General features: G+C 60.1%; 16 protein-coding genes. 3 read left to right on the top strand and 13 right to left on the bottom strand.

Annotated elements, in window-relative coordinates; all coding sequences use genetic code 11:
• Positions 1-17: 17 nt before the first annotated feature.
• The 4 genes from ACZ9H3_RS19520 to ACZ9H3_RS19535 all read right to left on the bottom strand — a co-directional run bounded on the left by ACZ9H3_RS19520 (position 18) and on the right by ACZ9H3_RS19535 (position 3,853).
• Positions 18-1,223 (bottom strand): benzoate/H(+) symporter BenE family transporter, encoded by a 1,206-nt coding sequence (locus ACZ9H3_RS19520; RefSeq protein ID WP_476222060.1) that lies wholly within the window; start codon positions 1,221-1,223, stop codon positions 18-20.
• A 159-nt stretch (positions 1,224-1,382) separates the two neighbouring features.
• Positions 1,383-2,873 (bottom strand): MocR-like pyridoxine biosynthesis transcription factor PdxR, encoded by a 1,491-nt coding sequence (gene pdxR, locus ACZ9H3_RS19525; protein ID WP_476222062.1) that lies wholly within the window; start codon positions 2,871-2,873, stop codon positions 1,383-1,385.
• A 107-nt stretch (positions 2,874-2,980) separates the two neighbouring features.
• Positions 2,981-3,439 (bottom strand): GNAT family N-acetyltransferase, encoded by a 459-nt coding sequence (locus ACZ9H3_RS19530; RefSeq protein ID WP_409280907.1) that lies wholly within the window; start codon positions 3,437-3,439, stop codon positions 2,981-2,983.
• A gap of 138 nt (positions 3,440-3,577) precedes the next feature.
• Complete coding sequence (locus ACZ9H3_RS19535) at positions 3,578-3,853, bottom strand: DUF3077 domain-containing protein (RefSeq protein ID WP_102051882.1); 276 nt, start codon at positions 3,851-3,853, stop codon at positions 3,578-3,580.
• Positions 3,854-4,377: 524 nt separating this feature from the next.
• Between ACZ9H3_RS19535 and ACZ9H3_RS19540 the strand changes: the two genes are divergently transcribed.
• Complete coding sequence (locus ACZ9H3_RS19540; protein ID WP_476222065.1) at positions 4,378-5,007, top strand: hypothetical protein; 630 nt, start codon at positions 4,378-4,380, stop codon at positions 5,005-5,007.
• Positions 5,008-5,048: 41 nt separating this feature from the next.
• Here the strand turns inward: ACZ9H3_RS19540 and ACZ9H3_RS19545 are convergent, their stop codons facing one another.
• Complete coding sequence (locus ACZ9H3_RS19545; protein ID WP_476222067.1) at positions 5,049-5,750, bottom strand: hypothetical protein; 702 nt, start codon at positions 5,748-5,750, stop codon at positions 5,049-5,051.
• Positions 5,751-6,373: 623 nt separating this feature from the next.
• On the opposite strand from ACZ9H3_RS19545, the gene ACZ9H3_RS19550 reads away from it, so the two are divergent.
• Entirely contained in the window at positions 6,374-6,835 is a 462-nt protein-coding gene (locus tag ACZ9H3_RS19550; RefSeq protein ID WP_454240779.1) for a hypothetical protein, read from the top strand.
• Positions 6,836-7,033: 198 nt separating this feature from the next.
• On the opposite strand, the gene ACZ9H3_RS19555 is transcribed toward ACZ9H3_RS19550, so the two are convergent.
• Together ACZ9H3_RS19555 and ACZ9H3_RS19560 are read right to left on the bottom strand one after the other, a co-directional pair.
• Positions 7,034-7,996 carry a DMT family transporter gene (locus ACZ9H3_RS19555; RefSeq protein ID WP_476222069.1) on the bottom strand — a complete coding sequence of 321 codons (963 nt, stop codon included), beginning with the start codon at positions 7,994-7,996 and terminating at the stop codon, positions 7,034-7,036.
• A 15-nt stretch (positions 7,997-8,011) separates the two neighbouring features.
• On the bottom strand, positions 8,012-8,248 hold the full coding sequence (locus ACZ9H3_RS19560) for a hypothetical protein (protein WP_065758858.1): 237 nt from the start codon (positions 8,246-8,248) through the stop codon (positions 8,012-8,014).
• 122 nt (positions 8,249-8,370) lie between these two features.
• Between ACZ9H3_RS19560 and ACZ9H3_RS19565 the strand changes: the two genes are divergently transcribed.
• Positions 8,371-9,252, top strand: a complete 882-nt coding sequence (locus tag ACZ9H3_RS19565) for a LysR family transcriptional regulator (RefSeq protein ID WP_476222072.1) — start codon at positions 8,371-8,373, stop codon at positions 9,250-9,252.
• 157 nt (positions 9,253-9,409) lie between these two features.
• Here ACZ9H3_RS19565 and ACZ9H3_RS19570 read toward each other — a convergent pair whose 3' ends face one another.
• The 6 genes from ACZ9H3_RS19570 to ACZ9H3_RS19595 all read right to left on the bottom strand — a co-directional run bounded on the left by ACZ9H3_RS19570 (position 9,410) and on the right by ACZ9H3_RS19595 (position 17,194).
• Positions 9,410-10,771, bottom strand: a complete 1,362-nt coding sequence (locus tag ACZ9H3_RS19570) for a purine-cytosine permease family protein (protein WP_476222073.1) — start codon at positions 10,769-10,771, stop codon at positions 9,410-9,412.
• A 14-nt stretch (positions 10,772-10,785) separates the two neighbouring features.
• Entirely contained in the window at positions 10,786-11,460 is a 675-nt protein-coding gene (locus ACZ9H3_RS19575; protein ID WP_330521997.1) for a cysteine hydrolase family protein, read from the bottom strand.
• Between the two features lie 595 nt (positions 11,461-12,055).
• Entirely contained in the window at positions 12,056-12,277 is a 222-nt protein-coding gene (locus ACZ9H3_RS19580; protein ID WP_065758854.1) for a formate dehydrogenase subunit delta, read from the bottom strand.
• Complete coding sequence (fdhF, locus tag ACZ9H3_RS19585; RefSeq protein WP_476222076.1) at positions 12,274-15,162, bottom strand: formate dehydrogenase subunit alpha; 2,889 nt, start codon at positions 15,160-15,162, stop codon at positions 12,274-12,276. The genes ACZ9H3_RS19580 and fdhF overlap by 4 nt, the downstream gene beginning before the upstream one ends.
• Positions 15,159-16,721 (bottom strand): formate dehydrogenase beta subunit, encoded by a 1,563-nt coding sequence (locus ACZ9H3_RS19590; RefSeq protein ID WP_476222078.1) that lies wholly within the window; start codon positions 16,719-16,721, stop codon positions 15,159-15,161. Before ACZ9H3_RS19590 ends, fdhF begins: the two co-directional genes overlap by 4 nt.
• Complete coding sequence (locus ACZ9H3_RS19595) at positions 16,718-17,194, bottom strand: formate dehydrogenase subunit gamma (protein WP_454240785.1); 477 nt, start codon at positions 17,192-17,194, stop codon at positions 16,718-16,720. Before ACZ9H3_RS19595 ends, ACZ9H3_RS19590 begins: the two co-directional genes overlap by 4 nt.
• Positions 17,195-17,258: the final 64 nt, after the last annotated feature.

A 17,258-nucleotide genomic window follows, 5' to 3' on the forward strand; every position in this document is an offset into this window, starting at 1 on the left:
CACGGATTGCTCGGCCACTACTGCGCGCGTAAGCCTGCCAGCGGTTTGCGCCCGCCATGGATCAGCAGATGAACCACCAGGCCCGCGACCAGCCCCCAGAACGCCCCACCGACACCCAGCAAGGTGACATTCGCTGCGGTGGCCAAAAAGGTAATGAGGGCAGTCTCGCGGGTGCGGGCATCCACCATGGCATTGGCCAGGCTGCCGCCAATCGCACCCAGCAAGGCCAAGCCCGCCAGGGTGGTGACGAAGGTGCGCGGCAACACCATGAACAGCGTTGCCAGGGTGACGCCGAAAATACCGACCATCACATACAGCGCGCCACACACCAGCCCGGCGATGTAGCGCTTTGACGGGTTCTCGTGGGCATCCTTGCCCGTGCAGATGGCTGCGGTGATTGCCGCCACATTGAACGCGTGCGCGCCGAACGGGGCCATCAGCAACGAACCCAGGCCGGTGACGGTGAGGATCGGGTTGGCGCTGGTCTTGAAACCGTCATTGCGCAGCACCAGCATGCCCGGCATGTACTGCCCGGTCAGGGTAATGACAAACAGCGGCAGCGCCACACCCAGCAGCGAACCTAGCGAGAACTGCGGCATTTCAAACACCGGTGCGGCCAGGCTCAACTGCAGTTGCTGCACGTCGATTCTGTCCTGGGCCAAGAGCAGGGCCAGGCCGATCAGCAGAATGCCGACCATGGCAAAGCGCGAGGTGAAGCGGCGCAGCACCGCATAGGCCAGCACCAGCACAATCACCAACAGCGGGTCGGCGCTGGCGCCGCCAAACGCATTCACGCCAAATTGCAGCAGAATGCCCGCAAGCAGGCCTGCGGCAATACCGCTCGGAATCCAGCGCACCAGTCGCTCAAACGCACCGGACAGGCCCAGCACGATAAAGCCGACTGCCGACAGCATGTAGGCACCGATTACCTCGCCATACGGCGTGAACGGCATCACCGTCGCCAGAAAGGCCACACCCGGCGTAGACCAGGCGGTAATGATCGGCTCACGGTAGCGGTAGCTCAGCCAGGCGCCGGTCACGCCGACGCCGATACTCACCGACCACACCCAGGACGCCGTTTGCGCCGCGCTGAGTTGGGCCAGTTGCGCCGCCTGAAACACCAGCACGAACGTGCCGCCATAGTTCACGATGACTGAAATCAGTGCCGCAATGCTGGGGGATACAAGGTCGCTTGCGCGCAGGCCGGTTGTTGATCGAATCACGCGGGGGTTCCTTCCTGATGGGCTGACAACAGCAGGGAAGCACGTGCCGCATTCCCCGCCGAGTGAGGGAGGAGCGTAGCGCCTGGCTGGTGGGCCCGATCAGTCCAGTTAGCCCACGGCAACCAGACCACATCGGGCCAGCAGCAGGGCGTTAAACGGCTAGGTGATGGCCTTGACCAACCGTTGTATCGCCGTCTCGATCTCATGCGGGGTCAGCGCGGCAAACCCCAGCAACCAGCCGCCGACCGCTGGCGGCGTGGCATACAGCCGGCTCAGCCCGGGCAACAAAATACCGGCCCTGGCCGCTTGCCGGATGGTCTCCGGTTCCGACCAGCCCTCGGTCAGCACACATGGCATGTTCAAGCCGCCCGGTGGCAAGCGCGCCGTAACGATAGGCGAGAGGTGGCGCTCCACCGCATCGGCCATCGCTTCACGGCGTACCGCATAGATCTTGCGCATGGCGCGGATGTGCGCGCCAAAGTGCCCGTCCTCGATAAAGCGCGCCAAGGTCAACTGCGCCAGTTGCGGGGTGTGGCCATCGAGAATGCTGCGGGCGTAACTCATGGGTTTCACCAGTTCCTGCGGCAGCACCATGTAGCCCATGCGCAAACCGGGGAACAGCGACTTGCTGAACGTGCCCAGGTAGATCGTCCGATTGTACTTATCCACACCCTGCACGCAGGCCGTCGGCAAGCCCTCGTAATGGAACTGGCTGTCGTAATCGTCCTCGATGATCCAGCCCTGGCGCTCGGCCGCCCAGGCGGTCAGTTCCAGGCGCCGCTCCAGCGCCAGCGTGGCGCCGGTGGGGTACTGGTGCGACGGCGTCACATACAGGGTGCTGGCGCCGCTGGTGTCGGCGTACAGCCTGTCAGTGCGCAAGCCTTTCTCATCCACCGGCACCGGCACAATCTTCAACTGCGCCAACTCAAAGGCCTTGCGTGCGCCGAAGTAACCGGGGTCTTCCATGAGGATGGGCTTGCCGGCATCGACCAACACCTGCGCACACAAGAACAGCGCTTGCCGGGTGCTGCTCAACACCAGCACCTGGTCTGCCGTCACCTTGGCCCCGCGCTCCAGGTTCAAGTAACCGGCGATGGCCTGGCGCAGCGGCTCGGCCCCTTGCGGGTCGCCATGTAACAGGGCGCTGGGGCGATAGTCCTTCAAGGCCTGGCGCTGCAGGCGCTCCCAGATGTTCATCGGGAAGGTACGGGTTTCCGGCAGCCCGGTCGCGAACGCCCTGACCTCCTGCTGATCGGCGACGCCGCCACTGGCCAGAATATCTGCACCCCGCGCACTGAGCGCCACGGCGCCATCCGCACGGAGCGGCAACCCGGCAAGGTTCGCCTTGCGCGTGCGGGTGCCACGCAAACTGGGCCCGATCTTCTCGGAGACGAAACTGCCAGAGCCTTCACGGCGAACGATATAGCCGTCCAGCTGCAACTGAACGTAGGCCATCTCGACCGTGTCACGCGAGACAGCCAACGACTGCGCGAGCGTACGCGTGGCCGGCAAGCGCGAACCGGGCGCCAGCACACCGTCCAGAATCAACTGGCGCAGCGCACGCTGCACGCGTACACGCAGTTCCAGGGGCGCCAACTTCGGGTCGGCGATGCGGATCTTGAGCGTATCCAGCTCGAAATTGTGGGGCATGTGGTCCGTCAACCGCGCAACGCTATTCCTTGATAAGCCGGCCATCTTGGTGCGAGCGCACGGCGATGTCCATGACGAACACCACCGTGCCGTATTGGCCCTGAGCGTTACAGCGCCATGCGGTACTCAATAAAGCCGGAGTTCTCAGCCACCCAGTTGTACAGCTTCTGTGCCCGCTTGTTGGTGTTATGGGTGTGCCAATACAACCGCGCACACTGCTGTTGCCGGGCAAAGCGCTGTACCCACTCGATCAACAACTTACCGGTACCGCCACCCCGAATCGTCGGGGCTACGTACAAGTCTTCGAGGTAGCAGAAGTTATCCACCGACCAGGTTGAACGGTGCAACACCGCGTTCACAAAACCGACCAGTTCATCACCCTGCACCGCAACGGCCGAGTACACCGGCTCGTTCGGGTCGAGCATGCGCTGGAAGGCCGTGCGCGTGGTTTCCTCGCTCAACGCCACCTCATAGAAATCCTGATAGGCCAGCCACAGCGGCAACCACTGCTCATAGTCGCTGCTTTGCACTGCACGTACCGTTACTGCGGTTTGCTCATTAGCCATTGCACTCACCTGCTACACATCAAGGTTGAACCGGGAAGACGTGCAGGGTAGAGCCATCAACGGCTGCCAAACCGACCACTTTACAGCGCCCGGGCAGGCCAATTACCACCGATGGGCAACGCCTGCCCGAAGCCCGCCTCAATCCACCCCATGCTCCGCCAGCGCCTGGCTTACATCATCCGTCAGCGCCTTGGCCATCTCCCCTAAATACCACGCCGACCACGCCGCCTGCGCAGAACCCTCGCCCATGGCGATATCCAACGCCAGCGTGTTGGCGCACTTCAGCAGGTTCGAGGCGTATTCAAGGGCAAGGGAAATGGGGATATCAGGATTGACGCGGAAGAGGTGGTCATCCTGGCCGTAACGGCCGAAGGTGGTGGTGCCGGTGGTTTTCAGGTTTTTGAGGTTGGGCATGAGAGGCTTTCCATGTAATGCGGCATCACGGACACATCACAGCGCCCGCAACCGGATAGTGGGTTACGCCTATTTTTCTCAAGCCGCCAAGCTTGGGTCGCTGATATGCAGCGATGTGGGGCAGGGTAGCGTGGTGGGGTAGATGGGACAAGTCAGAGGCTTGGTGAGTCGGGGGGATGGAGTGAATAGCGATTCGATTTACGGGGTATGGGGGGCCTGTTTCTGCTGTCGATAGTAGATTTTTTGATGTTCTATTTGGGGTAGAAGCCCTTCGTGGTGGACTGCTTTCGGCCAGAAGCAGTCACTCGACGCGCATTATTACTTATTCATGAGTCCTGCCCAACGACCCTAAGTCTGAATGATAGTTAAAGAAGCGATCTGTGCTCTGAGTTTGCGCGCATCATCTGAAGCAGGGATGATTAGACTCGATCAGTAATGGATTCGAAATCTTGGCAAATCGAAGTTCTTCACAAAGACCAAAATCGTTCAAACGCCCTGTCCCCTATGCTGCCCCTAAACGATGGATGAGCAAGGCTGTAAAGGCAGTAGCAGCGCTTGGGCTGATCAGTGTTGCCTCCACGACGGTTTACAATTTCTTGGTAGGGGACGTGACGCTCTCGTTCGTAAAACCGCACGGTCGGTATTACGCGTTCAATCTTGCAAACGAAAACTCAGCAGATCAGATCGTCAAGCGCTTTGAGGTGGAGTATCCGCCGCAGAAGCCTATTGCTCACCTCACTCGAAGAGTTCCCATCGAACCCACCGGCATGGGCGACTACGTCCTACCAGGCGGCAATACCAGCTCGGTTCCAGTCACTGAGTTTCATGAACTGAACGGAACGGTCTTGCCTGCTAATAAGATCACCCCTTTCCTCATGCCCCCGATAAACAGCAAGAACTATCTACAGATGGACGCAGCGGTATTCGACGTCACTTTTGAAACCACGCCTGTGAGCGCAACATTGAGCCTTATCGATCGGATGTTGAAGGCCGTGGGGCTACGCAACGACGTCACAAAGCAGAGGTACTTGGTCGTGGACAACCTCTGGATACCTACTCGCTCCCTTACTGTCGCTGACGCGGTGAGGCTTGCTTGCAGAGACGATGACTCGCTATCAGTAGATGATCTGTGCCCAGCGCATCCAGGTGGCTGATCATCGGGCAGTTTGGGTAGTAACTAGCGCTCCTAGGCAATTCAGCGAGTCGCATTCTTGCTCTCCCAATTGATCAGCAATCTGCGTGACAGTCCAACCAGATAAATATGAGTGAACGGGCAGACTCGTTCTTGAGTGGCCACCTGTATCACCTCGTACAGTTGTGCGTTGATGTCGTCGCTTCCTGCAATCGCCAAATCCTCAAATGCGACCAGTAAACGAGTATCAGAGGGATATTTTTTCTTCAGCTTCCGTTGTATGGCGTCGCTAATCAGTTCGAAGCTCTTACGCTTTACGGCCTCAAAACTCGCCAGCGTACGCCCTGCTTCAACCTCGATACCTCTCGCTTTCGTTCCACGTTTCTTCAGATCATGCGAAGGGCCTGGCGCCCAACCTTCACGCTCAAGAAACAGGCGTCTGTAATACTCCTGATCGCCCTTGTGAGCCTGGGTGATCTCTACATGAAATGGCTGATCTACGTCATGCGTGGTGACGATGGCATCGTGGTTCTGCGACCCAATCTTTGGCTCAATCTTGACGTGCTCGGGCCTATCCAGGGTGACAGCCCAGATCGCCAAAGGATAGATTTCTTCGGAAAGCTGTTTGCACCCTCCTTCCAAAAATCGAAGTGCGGACACTCCGTCCTCTGTCTTTGCGATTTCATCCATCGTCCTTTCCACCCACGGCAAAAGCTCGTGAGCAGTTCGAGGCCTTTCCATTTCTGTAGCAGAGATAAATTCCATATCACTTCCTAGATTCTGAAGTTGAAGGATAGAGACTATCTGTAACAGGCCGGCTGAGCCATCTATGTGCGTATTTGCACTGGCCCGACCGCCCATCGGCTCTGACCGGCTATTTCCATTGATCTGACCACGGGCTCCCTGCCGGAGAAGAGGGGCTCGTCAGTAGCTGCGCGGCCCTCTCGCCTGGCGATTCAGTTCGAATGGCTATCCGGGGCAAGAAAAATGGTCATAACTCGCTTTTTATGCGAGCTTCCCAGTCATGAGGGTCTAACGGCAAATGCCGTAGAGGTATGGCTTCTGTCTAGAGTCCTCGCTGATCAAGGAGCAGACGCTCGCCTATGTTGAATGCCCGCTATTGGCTGATAGATACCCACCGTGAAAGGCAACTGTGGGGCAATTCAATGCGCCGCATGAGCAAGCCCTTGCTGCAAACCGGCAATGGCAAATCACCCGTTTGATTGGCGAGTCGCTATCAGGCTCGCTAGCCTTGGCGAGGGGCGCAGTGATTCACCTGCGCTTGTGTGTATCGCTACGACTTCGTTCTTTCGTGTTGGTGCGACGCGCAGTGTGGGCAACTCAGTAAGCTCACGCTCAGAAACCCGTTGATCAGATGAGGTGGCTCCATGAACAAGGCAGTCTTTGCCGTGCTGGCCATTACGGTACTTGCGCAATCACCGGCTTATGCCATCAGCGAAAAGTACCGTAAGCAGCTTGAGCAGTCGGGTTGCACCCAGATGAGCGAGCTTCAGGGGTGCGATATCACCAAGAGCAAGGCCGAAAATGCCAAGGCGGGGTTTGTTGAGCCCGCAGCACCGGCAGCAGACAGCACCAAAAGCCAGACCCCATACGCCGGGCAGTGGGTGGCTAAAAGTGCTTCAGGCGCGACGGTTGCCACCATTCGTATTGATGAAAAAGAGCATGTTTGGGTGAACGGCAAACCGGTCAAAGCCAAACGCACCGATGGCGGGCTGCAATTTCGGGCTGGCACGATCCTCTTCATGATTCAGGGGGATCGGCGGCTGAAGGATGAGGATTACTGGACGGATAGTGATGCCGGGACCAAAGGCCTTATTCAGGCCGAATGATGGCGGGGGTTGCAGCCCTCTGTGTGTAATGGCCACTTCTCACTGATCAGAAACGTTCGTCAAGAATCGCTGGCAGTGCCCAAGCGCACGAGCTGTACGACGTCGAGCACCGGTATCAGGTGGCCCAGGCGCAAAAGGTCACCTCTGGCCGCCCGCTTTTGCTCGACGCGCGTCTTCGTCGTCCTGGAGGGGATTAAGTCAATTTTCGCGGTAGATACCTTCATTCAGGCGTTGATCGCTTGGGGTTGCCCGATTGCAGATCAGGATGCCTGTGATGATCAGGGCGCCTCCTATCAACATCGGACTCGTCAGTTGCTCACCGAGCAACAGTGCGCCCAGCAGAACGGCGGTTAGCGGGTTAAGAGCAATGAACACCCCGGAGCGTGTGACGCCGATTGTCTGGATGCCCTGGTAGTACCAGATGTAGGCCAATGCGGAACCTATTGCACCCAGGTACAGCAGGCTAAAAAAGTCGCCTGTGGATAGCGCACTCACTGAAGCAAAATTGAATTGCCCTGTAGCGGTGGCTGTCGCCGTCAGCATCGCTGCGCCAGCCCAGATGGAGTAGGTCACTGTATGTAAGGAGCCAATTTCGTTGACTATGGTTTTGCAGAACACGCTATAGATCACCCAGCTCAATACGCACCCGAAAATTAAGGCATCACCGCGCCAGTCGCTGTTCTCCGCAAGAAAGGTGTTTGGTGATTTACTGAAAATCACCGCTGCCGCACCCATAAGGCAGAGGCCTATTCCGGAGGTCTTCGTAAACGTGAGTTTTTCCCGGTAAAAGAGGAAGGAAAAAAGGGCCATTACTGCTGGGTTGAGGGCGACGATCAGTGAGGCCCGGGATGCGGTGGTGTAATGGAGCCCATAAAAGAAGAAAAGGTTGTAGGTGTATATGCCGCAGAATCCAAGGCCAAGTATTTTCACCAGTTGAGATCGGTTGATCTTGATAAACATTTTTCTGGAGAAAATCAGGAATAGGGTAAGCGTAGCGCCAGCAAGCATGAACCTCAGGCTTGCCGACAGCATTGGTGGGGTGTCGGAAGAAATGTAGCGACCCGCAACAAACGTTCCGCCCCAAATGATCGCCACCAAGGATAGCTTGAGGTAAGTGAGGCTGTCGGACGCAGGTGTTCTTGCTTTTGATTGAAGGCGCATGATGTAAGCCTGACGTCAGAGTATGGAGGTGGACTTGAATGTGTATGAGTTATCTAGAGCCTGAAGTCTCGGGTTGACCTCGTTAACGTAGTTGCCGGTAATGGCCTCAAACACCGATAGTGTTTGTTTGGATGGTTCTTTAATTTCATTCCTGAGTGCGTATTGGCCAGCCATTCCATACGAAGCCAAGAGTGGTCCATTGATCTCTGGCCATAGCGCCGATACGCCTTCAGTTTTCCATTGAGCGCCCATAAAAATCTCCTTGATTACTGCGATGTCAAAAGGCGCCTAGGCCTATCTCGTTATGCTTCAGTGTTCTATCCTTATGCTGAATTGGGCTCATATGGAAATGAGTGATTACTCATGGTTGTGCGATGACGCTGACTCAGCTCGAAATTTTTATCGTCGTCGCCGGGCGACGTGGGTTCACGCTGGCGGCTGCCCAACTGGGGATCTCCCAGTCAGCGGTGTCTCATGCCATCAGGGCGCTTGAGCAGGAGCTGGGCGTTGAGTTGCTTTTTCGGCACCAGGGCCAGGTCGAATTGACGGACATTGGGGCAAGGTTGCTCCAGCGCGCTCAATCGATGCTCGGGCTGGCTGATGCAATTCGACAAGAAGCCTCTGATGCGCGGAGCATGAAGCTGGGCACCCTGCGCATCGGTTCATTTGGCCCCACGTCATCACAACGATTGCTGCCGCGAATCCTTGCCGACTACCGCAGGATCTATCCTGGTATCGAGGTACATGTGGACGAGGGGCCCGACCGCCAGGTCGTTCAGTGGCTATTGGATAGGCGAGTGGACGTTGGGTTCGTTGCCCTGCCGGAGGCCCAGTTCGATACCTACCCGTTGATCGAGGACCAAATGGTTGCCTTGCTACCTTGTGGGCACCGTTTGGCGGCCAAGGAGGCGGTGACGTTGAATGACTTGTGTTCAGATCCGTTCGTACTGACAGAAGCCGGTTCGTCTGAGTTGGTTTCGCGACTCTTTGTGGCCGCGAGATTGAACCCCAAAATCCGTTATAGAACCTCTCAGCTAATGAGCACCTTGGCTGCAGTGGCGCGGGGCGATGCTGTGACGGTAGTAGCCGAATCCGCTTTGCCTGAACGTGATGCCTCGCAGTACCTCACGAAAGTGCTCGACCCGGCAGTCAGGCGACATGTTGGGATTGCCGTGTTGGACAAGAGCCAATCGTCGCCGGCAGCCCGGGCTTTCATTGCCTTGTCTGTGAAGATCTTTCGCAATCAAGTGGTTTGACCTCATGGGCACGCAAGAACCATGGAATCTCCCACAGAACATGCAGTGTTTTGCATGGATCCCTGTGGGAGTTGGCTTGCCAACGATGCTGGCGCCGCAGACTGGTTGACACCCCGCTGCCGCTATCGCAGGCAAGCCTGCATCCCACGCGTTGCGCTTACACCTTCGCGGTCACGCCTTGCAGGGCTGTGCGCTTGTTCATCAGCCAGTAGTAACTGATCGCCGGGAACACCAGGCCGACGGCCCATGCCAGGTCAACGCCCTGCAACCCGGTCGCAATCGGCCCGGCGTAAAGCGAGGTATTCATGAACGGCACTTCAAGCAGGATGGTGCTCAGAAACACGCCGATGGCGATCCAGTTCACCCGGCCATAGATACCCTTTGGCTCGAAGATGTCGGCAATCTGGTAAACGCCTTTACGTAGCGCGTAGTAGTCCACCAGGTTGATGGCCGTCCAGGGGATGAGGAAGTAGCTCATGAAGAAGATGAAGTTCAGGAAGAACTGGATGAAGTCATCTTGAGCCAGTGTGCATAAGCCGGTGGCGGCGGCGCAGATGATGAACATGAACCCGGCCCTTGCGAGAGGGGTTACTTTCAGCGGGGCGAACGGTTCGATCACCGTGACGGTCGACATGAACGCGCCGTAAAGGTTGAACACGTTGATGGCGACCTGGCCGTACAGAATGAACGCGAACATCAGCAGCGTTCCACCGCCGAGCAGCCCCACCAGGTTCAAGCCCACATTGTCTGCAAAGCCGGTCATGGCTTTGGCCAGCACGGCACCGAGCAGCATCATCCAGCTGCCGCCAATGACGGTGCCCAGGTAGCTGTACCAGAACACGTGCCGGGTCGGGGTGCTTGTGGGCAAGTAGCGGGAGTAGTCCGCCACATACGGCGCATAGGACAACTGCCAGGTGACTGCAATGCTGACCGAGGCCAGGAAGCTTGCCAGGTGGAAGCCCTGTGGTGACCATTGCTCAGGCGCCACCGGAAGCGCAAGCGCCAGCAGCGTAGCCGTACCAAACACGCCGATGGAGATGAACGAGAGGGCCTTCTGCAGGCGATGGATCAGTTGGTAGCCGAACAGGGCGACCAAAAAGCACAGTACGCCGAGCAGGACGATGTTGCCCTCGTTGCTGAGCGGGCTCGTGGTGGCGACGGCCTGGGCGGCGAGCAAGGTGTTGCTGACGAAGAACCCCAGGTAGATGAGCATGACGAACAGCAACGGCACTATTGCGCCGAATACGCCGAACTGGGCTCGGCTTTGGATCATCTGCGGAATGCCCAGCCTCGGCCCCTGGGCGGAATGCGAGGCCATGAAGATCGCGCCGATCATGGAGCCCAGCAGGATGGACAGTGCGCTCCAGAACAGGTTGAGCCCCAGGCTGATCGGCAGCACGCCCGCAGCGACGGTGGTGATGTTGGCGTTGGCGCCGAACCAGACAAAGAACAGCGAACGGGGCTGGCCGTAGCGCTCATGTTCTGGAATGAAATCAATGCTTCTGTTTTCTATTTTCATGGCAATCTCCGCGTTCAGCAGTCACGGGCAAGGCGGTTTTCGAAGCTGTGGATCGCTTCGACGAACGCTTCGGGTTGGAAGGCGAGGTGATCAGGTTCGAGTGTTCGCACCGAAGACGCCGGTTGGTTTTGCCAATGGCGAAGGAGATGCGCGGTGGAATAGATTTCCAGCCCGTAAATCCAGTTGGAGAGGATCAGCAGCGATGAGTAATGCGCTGCCAGCGTCGTTGCCGTGCAGGCATCTGAAACGAGGCTGAGTTGGAAGTCATGTTGGTAGGCATCGAACAGGCTGGTCATCACGCACACATCGGTCAGCACGCCAAACACCACCAGGTGGCGGATACCCCTGCTGTGTAACATCTGGGCCAGCCGGGTGCCATGAAAGGCGCTGTAGCGGTGCTTGTCGATCACCACATCGCCGGCCTGTGGGGCCAACGCATCGATGATCTCAATAGCAGGCGTACCTGCCAGGTAACTGGTCGGCTTGCCGTGTTCGTCCACGGGTTCGCCGGGGGCCAGGTCCCGGCCTTGCGCATCGTTGACGTGGCGGGTGTAGAACAGCGGGATACCCAAGCCACGGGCGGCGTCGATCAGCGAGGCCGCGTTGGCGACCACGTGGTCAAATCGTTCTAGTGCAAAGCCATCTTCTTTCTGCAAGTCGATAACGAGCACTGCGGTTGTGTTGGTCATCAAGGTCTTCCGGGTGCAGGTCTCCAGGAACGGGCGATTGAAGCCGTTTCCAGGGAACCATCGGATGAAGGGCCGCAGCACACCGGCAGGGCGGGCGCTACGGTAATGATCGAGAAGAGCTCTCGTCAGGAAGACCGATCAGACTATCTGCCAGAAACCATTCTGTTTGGCCGCAACGCAGGCCGGTAGGCGTTTGAGCATGACCCGCAATGGCGCTGCTGCGCGCCGGAGAAAACCTCTCATGGCACCGGTTGGCAACGCACGCTCACGCCCACAGGCTTTCGGCCAGTGACAGGCATGGGTGTTGCCAGTGGGTAATGAGTGATTGGCCATTTGAGGTGCGTCTCGGATGGGTTGCCAGAAGGTTCAGCAATATCCGGGCCAGGGATAATGCAGCTCTGTAAGGCGCGTTCTTGAGCGGTTGCGTTTTCAGGTGTTACTAGTGGTATGCGGGATACCATAATACTGTGCTACCAGGCGTAGCATCAGAACGGTATCCCGCTTCTTTCTGACGCAGCTGCTTCACCCTCTTTAAATGCCCCACAGGTGCCTCGCGCGGCCTGATAGCCGCGCGAGGGCAATGCCCCTTTTGAACCTAAGCCTCCCAGCCCGAGCCACTGAGCGCCGCCTGCACCAAGGGGTGCAAGTCCGCGCCTTTGTGCGCCGTCTGCCAGGCCAGCAATTCCTTGCGCATGGCGGGCGTCCAGAACATCTGCAAGTGATTACGCACGCCGAGCACGGCCTGTTGCGGGTCGGGTTCGCTGGCGAAGTACTGGGCGATCTGGTTGGCCATCTTGATCAGGTTGGCAGTGCTCATCGGCGTCCCTCGGTGTGTGTGCCGGCGGTGCGAGCCTGGCGTCGTTCGTCGAGCAAGCGCTGTTGTTCGTCACTGAATTCCTGATAACGCTTCTGCCACTCGGAAGGGTGGTAGACGCGGCTGACTTCCACGGCGGTGACCTTGTACTCCGGGCAGTTGGTGGCCCAGTCGGAGTTGTCGGTGGTGATGACGTTGGCCCCCGACTCAGGGAAGTGGAAGGTGGTGTACACCACGCCTGGCGCTACCCGTTCAGTCACCCGTGCACGCAGTACGGTCTGGCCGGCGCGGCTGCCGATGCCTACCCAGTCACCTTCGTTGATGCCACGGCTTTCGGCGTCGGTCGGGTGGATTTCCAGGCGGTCTTCTTCGTGCCAGGCGACGTTGTCGGTACGCCGGGTTTGGGCGCCGACGTTGTATTGGCTGAGGATGCGCCCGGTGGTCAGCAGCAGCGGGTAGCGGCTGTTGACCTTTTCCTCGGTGGGCACGTAGCCGGTGAGCATGAAGCGCCCCTTGCCGCGCACGAATTCTTTGATGTGCATGGTGGGCGTGCCGTCCGGTGCCTCGGCGTTGCACGGCCATTGCAAGCTGCCGTGGCGGTCCAGGGCGGCGTAGCTGACGTTGCTGAAGGTCGGCGTCAGGCTGGCGATTTCATCCATGATTTCTGACGGGTGCTGGTAGTGCATCGGGTAGCCCAGGGCGTTGGCCAGGGCCATTGTGCCTTCCCAGTCAGCCTTGCCACCCAAAGGCTCCATGACCTTGCGTACCCGGGAGATGCGCCGTTCGGCGTTGGTGAAGGTGCCGTCCTTTTCCAGGAACGAGCTGCCCGGCAGGAACACGTGGGCGAACTTGGCGGTTTCGTTGAGGAAAATGTCCTGCACCACCAGGCACTCCATGGCCGACAGCGCTGCGGTGACGTGCTGGGTATTGGGGTCGCTTTGGGCGATGTCTTCGCCTTGGCAGTACAGGCCTTTGAAGCTGCCACCCAAGGCGGCCTCGAACATGTTGGGGATGCGCAGGCCGGGGTCCGGTTGCAGGGTGACGTGCCAGGCCTGTTCGAACTGCGCCCGTATCACCTCGTTGGAGATATGCCGGTAGCCGGGCAACTCGTGGGGGAAGGAGCCCATGTCGCAGGAGCCCTGAACGTTGTTCTGCCCACGCAGTGGGTTCACGCCCACGCCTTCGCGGCCTATGTTGCCGGTGGCCATGGCCAGGTTGGCGATGCCCATGACCGCCGTGCTGCCCTGGCTATGTTCGGTGACGCCCAGGCCATAGTAGATCGCCGCATTGCCGCCCGTGGCGTACACGCGGGCAGCCGCACGGATGTCGGCAGCCGCTACGCCGCAGACGGGGCCAAGGGCTTCCGGCGAGTGTTCGGGGCGGCTGACAAACTCGCGCCAGCGGGCGAAATCGCTGCCCTCGCAACGGGCGTCGATAAAGGCCTGGTTGAGCAGCCCCTCGGTGACGATGACATGGGCCAGGGCGTTGAGCATGGCCACGTTGGTGCCCGGGCGCAGGGCCAGGTGCAGTTCGGCGCGGGCATGCACCGAGTCCACCAGGTCAATGCGTCGTGGGTCGATGACGATCAGCCGTGCGCCTTCACGCAGGCGGCGTTTGAGCTGGGAGGCGAACACCGGGTGGGCGTCGCTGGGGTTGGCGCCGATCACCAGGATCACGTCGGCTTGCATCACCGAGTCGAAACTCTGGGTGCCGGCGGATTCGCCAAGGGTTTGTTTCAGGCCGTAGCCGGTCGGCGAGTGGCAGACCCGCGCACAGGTGTCGACGTTATTGTTGCCGAAGGCGGCGCGCACCAGTTTTTGCACCAGGTAGGTTTCTTCGTTGGTGCAGCGGCTGGAGGTAATGCCACCAATCGCGTCGCGGCCGTATGTTTGCTGCAACCGGCGGAATTCGCTGGCGGCGTAGGTCACCGCTTCGTCCCAGCTGACTTCCTGCCAGGGGTCGTTGATGTGCTTGCGGATCATCGGCGTGGTGATGCGATCCGGGTGGGTGGCGTAGCCCCAGGCAAAGCGCCCTTTGACGCAGGAGTGGCCGTGGTTGGCCTGGCCGTTCTTGTCTGGAACCATGCGCACCAGTTGGTCGCCTTTCATCTCGGCGCGGAACGAGCAGCCCACGCCGCAATAGGCGCAGGTGGTGATCACACTGTGTTCGGGTTGACCCTGTTCGATCACGCTTTTTTCCATCAGGGTCGCGGTGGGGCAGGCTTGCACACAGGCGCCGCAGGACACGCATTCCGAGTCGAGGAAGTTCTCGCCACCGGCTGCGGCAACCCGGGACTCGAAGCCGCGCCCGGTAATGGTCAGGGCAAAGGTGCCCTGGGTTTCTTCGCAGGCGCGTACGCAGCGGTTGCAGACGATGCACTTGCTGGGGTCGTAGTCGAAATAGGGGTTGGAGGTGTCCTTCTGGTCGGCCAGATGGTTGTCGCCCTCATAGCCGTAACGCACCTCGCGCAGGCCGACCTGGCCGGCTACGGTTTGCAGCTCGCAATTGCCGTTGGCCGAGCAGGTCAGGCAGTCCAGCGGGTGATCGGAGATGTACAGCTCCATGACGTTGCGGCGCAGGGTTGCGAGCTTCGGCGTCTGGGTGTGCACGCTCATGCCTTCACTGACCGGCGTGGTGCAGGACGCCGGGTAGCCGCGCATGCCGTCGATTTCCACCAGGCACATGCGGCAGGAGCCGAAGGCTTCCAGGCTGTCGGTGGCACACAGTTTGGGAATGGTGGTGCCCATCAGCGCAGCGGCGCGCATCACCGAGGTGCCCTCGGGCACGCTGATGCTACGGCCGTCGATCTTCAGGGTGACCTGCACCTGGCTGTCGCGGGCCGGGGTGCCGAGGTCGATATCGGTGTTTGGGTCGAAGAGCGTGATCATTGGTCGGCCTCCGAGGGCTGCAGACCGAAGTCGGCGGGGAAGTGCTTGAGGGCGCTGACCACGGGGTAGGAGGTCATGCCGCCCAGCGCGCACAGGGAACCGTACTGCAGGGTGTCGCACAGGTCCTTGAGGATGATCACCTGCTCGTCGCGACCGCGCTGGTCGGGTGCGGCCAGCAGGCGGTCGATCACCTCCACGCCCCGGGTCGAGCCGATGCGGCAGGGGGTGCATTTGCCACAGGATTCCTCGGCGCAGAACTGCAGGGCGAAGCGCGCCATGCGGGCCATGTCCAGGCTGTCGTCAGCCACCACCACACCCCCATGCCCGAGCATGGCGCCGATGGCAGCGAAGGCTTCGTAATCCAGCGGCGTGTCGAACTGCCCGGGCGGCACCCAGGCGCCGAGCGGGCCGCCGACCTGGGCGGCCTTCAGCGGTCGGCCGCTGGCGGTACCACCACCGTAGTCTTCCACCAGTTCCCTGAGGGTCAGGCCAAAAGCCCGTTCCACCAGGCCGCCGTGACGAACATTGCCCGCCAGCTGGAAGGGCATGGTGCCCAGGGAGCGGCCCATGCCGTAATCGCGATAGAACTGCGCACCCTTGGCCAGAATCAGTGGCACCGAGGCCAGGGTCAGCACGTTGTGCACCAGGGTCGGCAGGCCGAACAGGCCCTGCAAGGCGGGAATGGGGGGCTTGGCACGGACGATGCCGCGTTTGCCTTCGAGCGAGTCCAGCAGCGCGGTTTCTTCACCGCAAATGTAAGCGCCGGCACCGACGCGCACCTCCAGATCGAAGGCCTGGCCGCTGCCGCCGACATTGGCACCGAGGTAACCGGCAGCCCGGGCGATATCCAGTGCCTCGCGCAGTGTGGCCACGGCCTGTGGGTACTCCGAGCGCACATATATGTAGCCGTAGCTTGCCCCGACGGTGAGACCGGCAATGGCCATGCCTTCGATCAGCAGGAAGGGGTCGCCTTCCATCAGCATGCGATCAGCGAAGGTGCCAGAGTCGCCTTCGTCGGCGTTGCACACCACGTACTTCTGCGCCGCCTGAGTGCCGCGCACCGTGCGCCACTTGATGCCGGCCGGGAAAGCTGCGCCGCCACGGCCGCGCAGCCCCGAATCGAACACCACGGTCGCGGTCTGCTCGCCGCCTAGGGCAATGGCCTGTGTCAGGCCTTCAAAGCCACCGTGAGCCCGATAGTCGTCCAGGGACAGCGGCCGGGTAATACCGGCGCGGGCGAACAGCAGGCGTTGTTGGCTTTTCAGATAGGGCAACTGCTCCACCGGGCCCACGGCCAGCGGGTGGGCGGACGGATCGCCGTGCAGTGCATCGAGCAGAGAGGGCACATCGGCAGCGGTCAGCGGGCCGAAGCCTATTCGGCCTTGCGGGGTGTCCATCTCCAGCAGCGGTTCCAGCCAGTACAGGCCACGAGCGCTGGTGCGTTGCAAGTCCAGCGGCAGGTTGCGCTCCCGGGCCTGCGTGGCAAGGGCGGTGGCTACCGCATCGGCACCCACGGCACGGGCAAGCGAATCACAGGGCAGGTAGAGGCGCGGCATCATGCGTCCTCCTGGCAAGCATCGAGCAGGGCATCCAGACGCTCGGCACTGAGCCGCGCATGCACCTGGCCATCCAGCTCCAGGGCTGGCGAGCAGGCGCAGGCGCCAAGGCAATACACCGGGCGCAGGCTGATGTTGCCGTCGGCGCTGCTGCCGTGGTCGTCCAGTTGCAGGCGTTCGCGCAACTGCGCGGCGAGCTGCTCGGCGCCGCGACTCTGGCAGGACTCGGCCCGGCACAGGCGCAGGATATGCCGGGCCGGCGGCGCGGTGCGAAAGTCATGGTAGAAGCTGATGACCCCACGAACCTCGGCCTGGCTCTGGTTCAGGGCATGGGCAATCTCGGGGACGGCGGCATCGGGGATGTAACCGATGCTTTCCTGAATCTCATGAAGAATCGGTAACAGTGCGCCGGGTGCGCCTTTGTGGCGCTCCAGCAGACGGGTGACCAAAGGCAGGTGCAACATCTCATCAGGCATACAACATTCCTCACGGTCACGAGCAAACCAGACGGTTGTCGATTGTCCGAGAGTGTCGGCTGCG

The organism is Pseudomonas sp. TE3910 (assembly GCF_056279025.1).

What these genes read in the sequence shown, in the direction of transcription:
- ACZ9H3_RS19540 (WP_476222065.1), top strand. Translation starts at nt 4,378, where the DNA reads ATGAGCAAGGCTGTAAAGGCAGTAGCAGCGCTTGGGCTGATCAGTGTT.
- ACZ9H3_RS19570 (WP_476222073.1), bottom strand. Translation starts at nt 10,771, where the DNA reads ATGAAAATAGAAAACAGAAGCATTGATTTCATTCCAGAACATGAGCGC.
- ACZ9H3_RS19545 (WP_476222067.1), bottom strand. Translation starts at nt 5,750, where the DNA reads ATGGAATTTATCTCTGCTACAGAAATGGAAAGGCCTCGAACTGCTCAC.
- ACZ9H3_RS19550 (WP_454240779.1), top strand. Translation starts at nt 6,374, where the DNA reads ATGAACAAGGCAGTCTTTGCCGTGCTGGCCATTACGGTACTTGCGCAA.
- ACZ9H3_RS19560 (WP_065758858.1), bottom strand. Translation starts at nt 8,248, where the DNA reads ATGGGCGCTCAATGGAAAACTGAAGGCGTATCGGCGCTATGGCCAGAG.
- ACZ9H3_RS19535 (WP_102051882.1), bottom strand. Translation starts at nt 3,853, where the DNA reads ATGCCCAACCTCAAAAACCTGAAAACCACCGGCACCACCACCTTCGGC.
- fdhF (WP_476222076.1), bottom strand. Translation starts at nt 15,162, where the DNA reads ATGATCACGCTCTTCGACCCAAACACCGATATCGACCTCGGCACCCCG.
- ACZ9H3_RS19565 (WP_476222072.1), top strand. Translation starts at nt 8,371, where the DNA reads ATGACGCTGACTCAGCTCGAAATTTTTATCGTCGTCGCCGGGCGACGT.
- ACZ9H3_RS19595 (WP_454240785.1), bottom strand. Translation starts at nt 17,194, where the DNA reads ATGCCTGATGAGATGTTGCACCTGCCTTTGGTCACCCGTCTGCTGGAG.
- ACZ9H3_RS19575 (WP_330521997.1), bottom strand. Translation starts at nt 11,460, where the DNA reads ATGACCAACACAACCGCAGTGCTCGTTATCGACTTGCAGAAAGAAGAT.
- ACZ9H3_RS19555 (WP_476222069.1), bottom strand. Translation starts at nt 7,996, where the DNA reads ATGCGCCTTCAATCAAAAGCAAGAACACCTGCGTCCGACAGCCTCACT.
- ACZ9H3_RS19590 (WP_476222078.1), bottom strand. Translation starts at nt 16,721, where the DNA reads ATGATGCCGCGCCTCTACCTGCCCTGTGATTCGCTTGCCCGTGCCGTG.
- pdxR (WP_476222062.1), bottom strand. Translation starts at nt 2,873, where the DNA reads ATGCCCCACAATTTCGAGCTGGATACGCTCAAGATCCGCATCGCCGAC.
- ACZ9H3_RS19580 (WP_065758854.1), bottom strand. Translation starts at nt 12,277, where the DNA reads ATGAGCACTGCCAACCTGATCAAGATGGCCAACCAGATCGCCCAGTAC.
- ACZ9H3_RS19530 (WP_409280907.1), bottom strand. Translation starts at nt 3,439, where the DNA reads ATGGCTAATGAGCAAACCGCAGTAACGGTACGTGCAGTGCAAAGCAGC.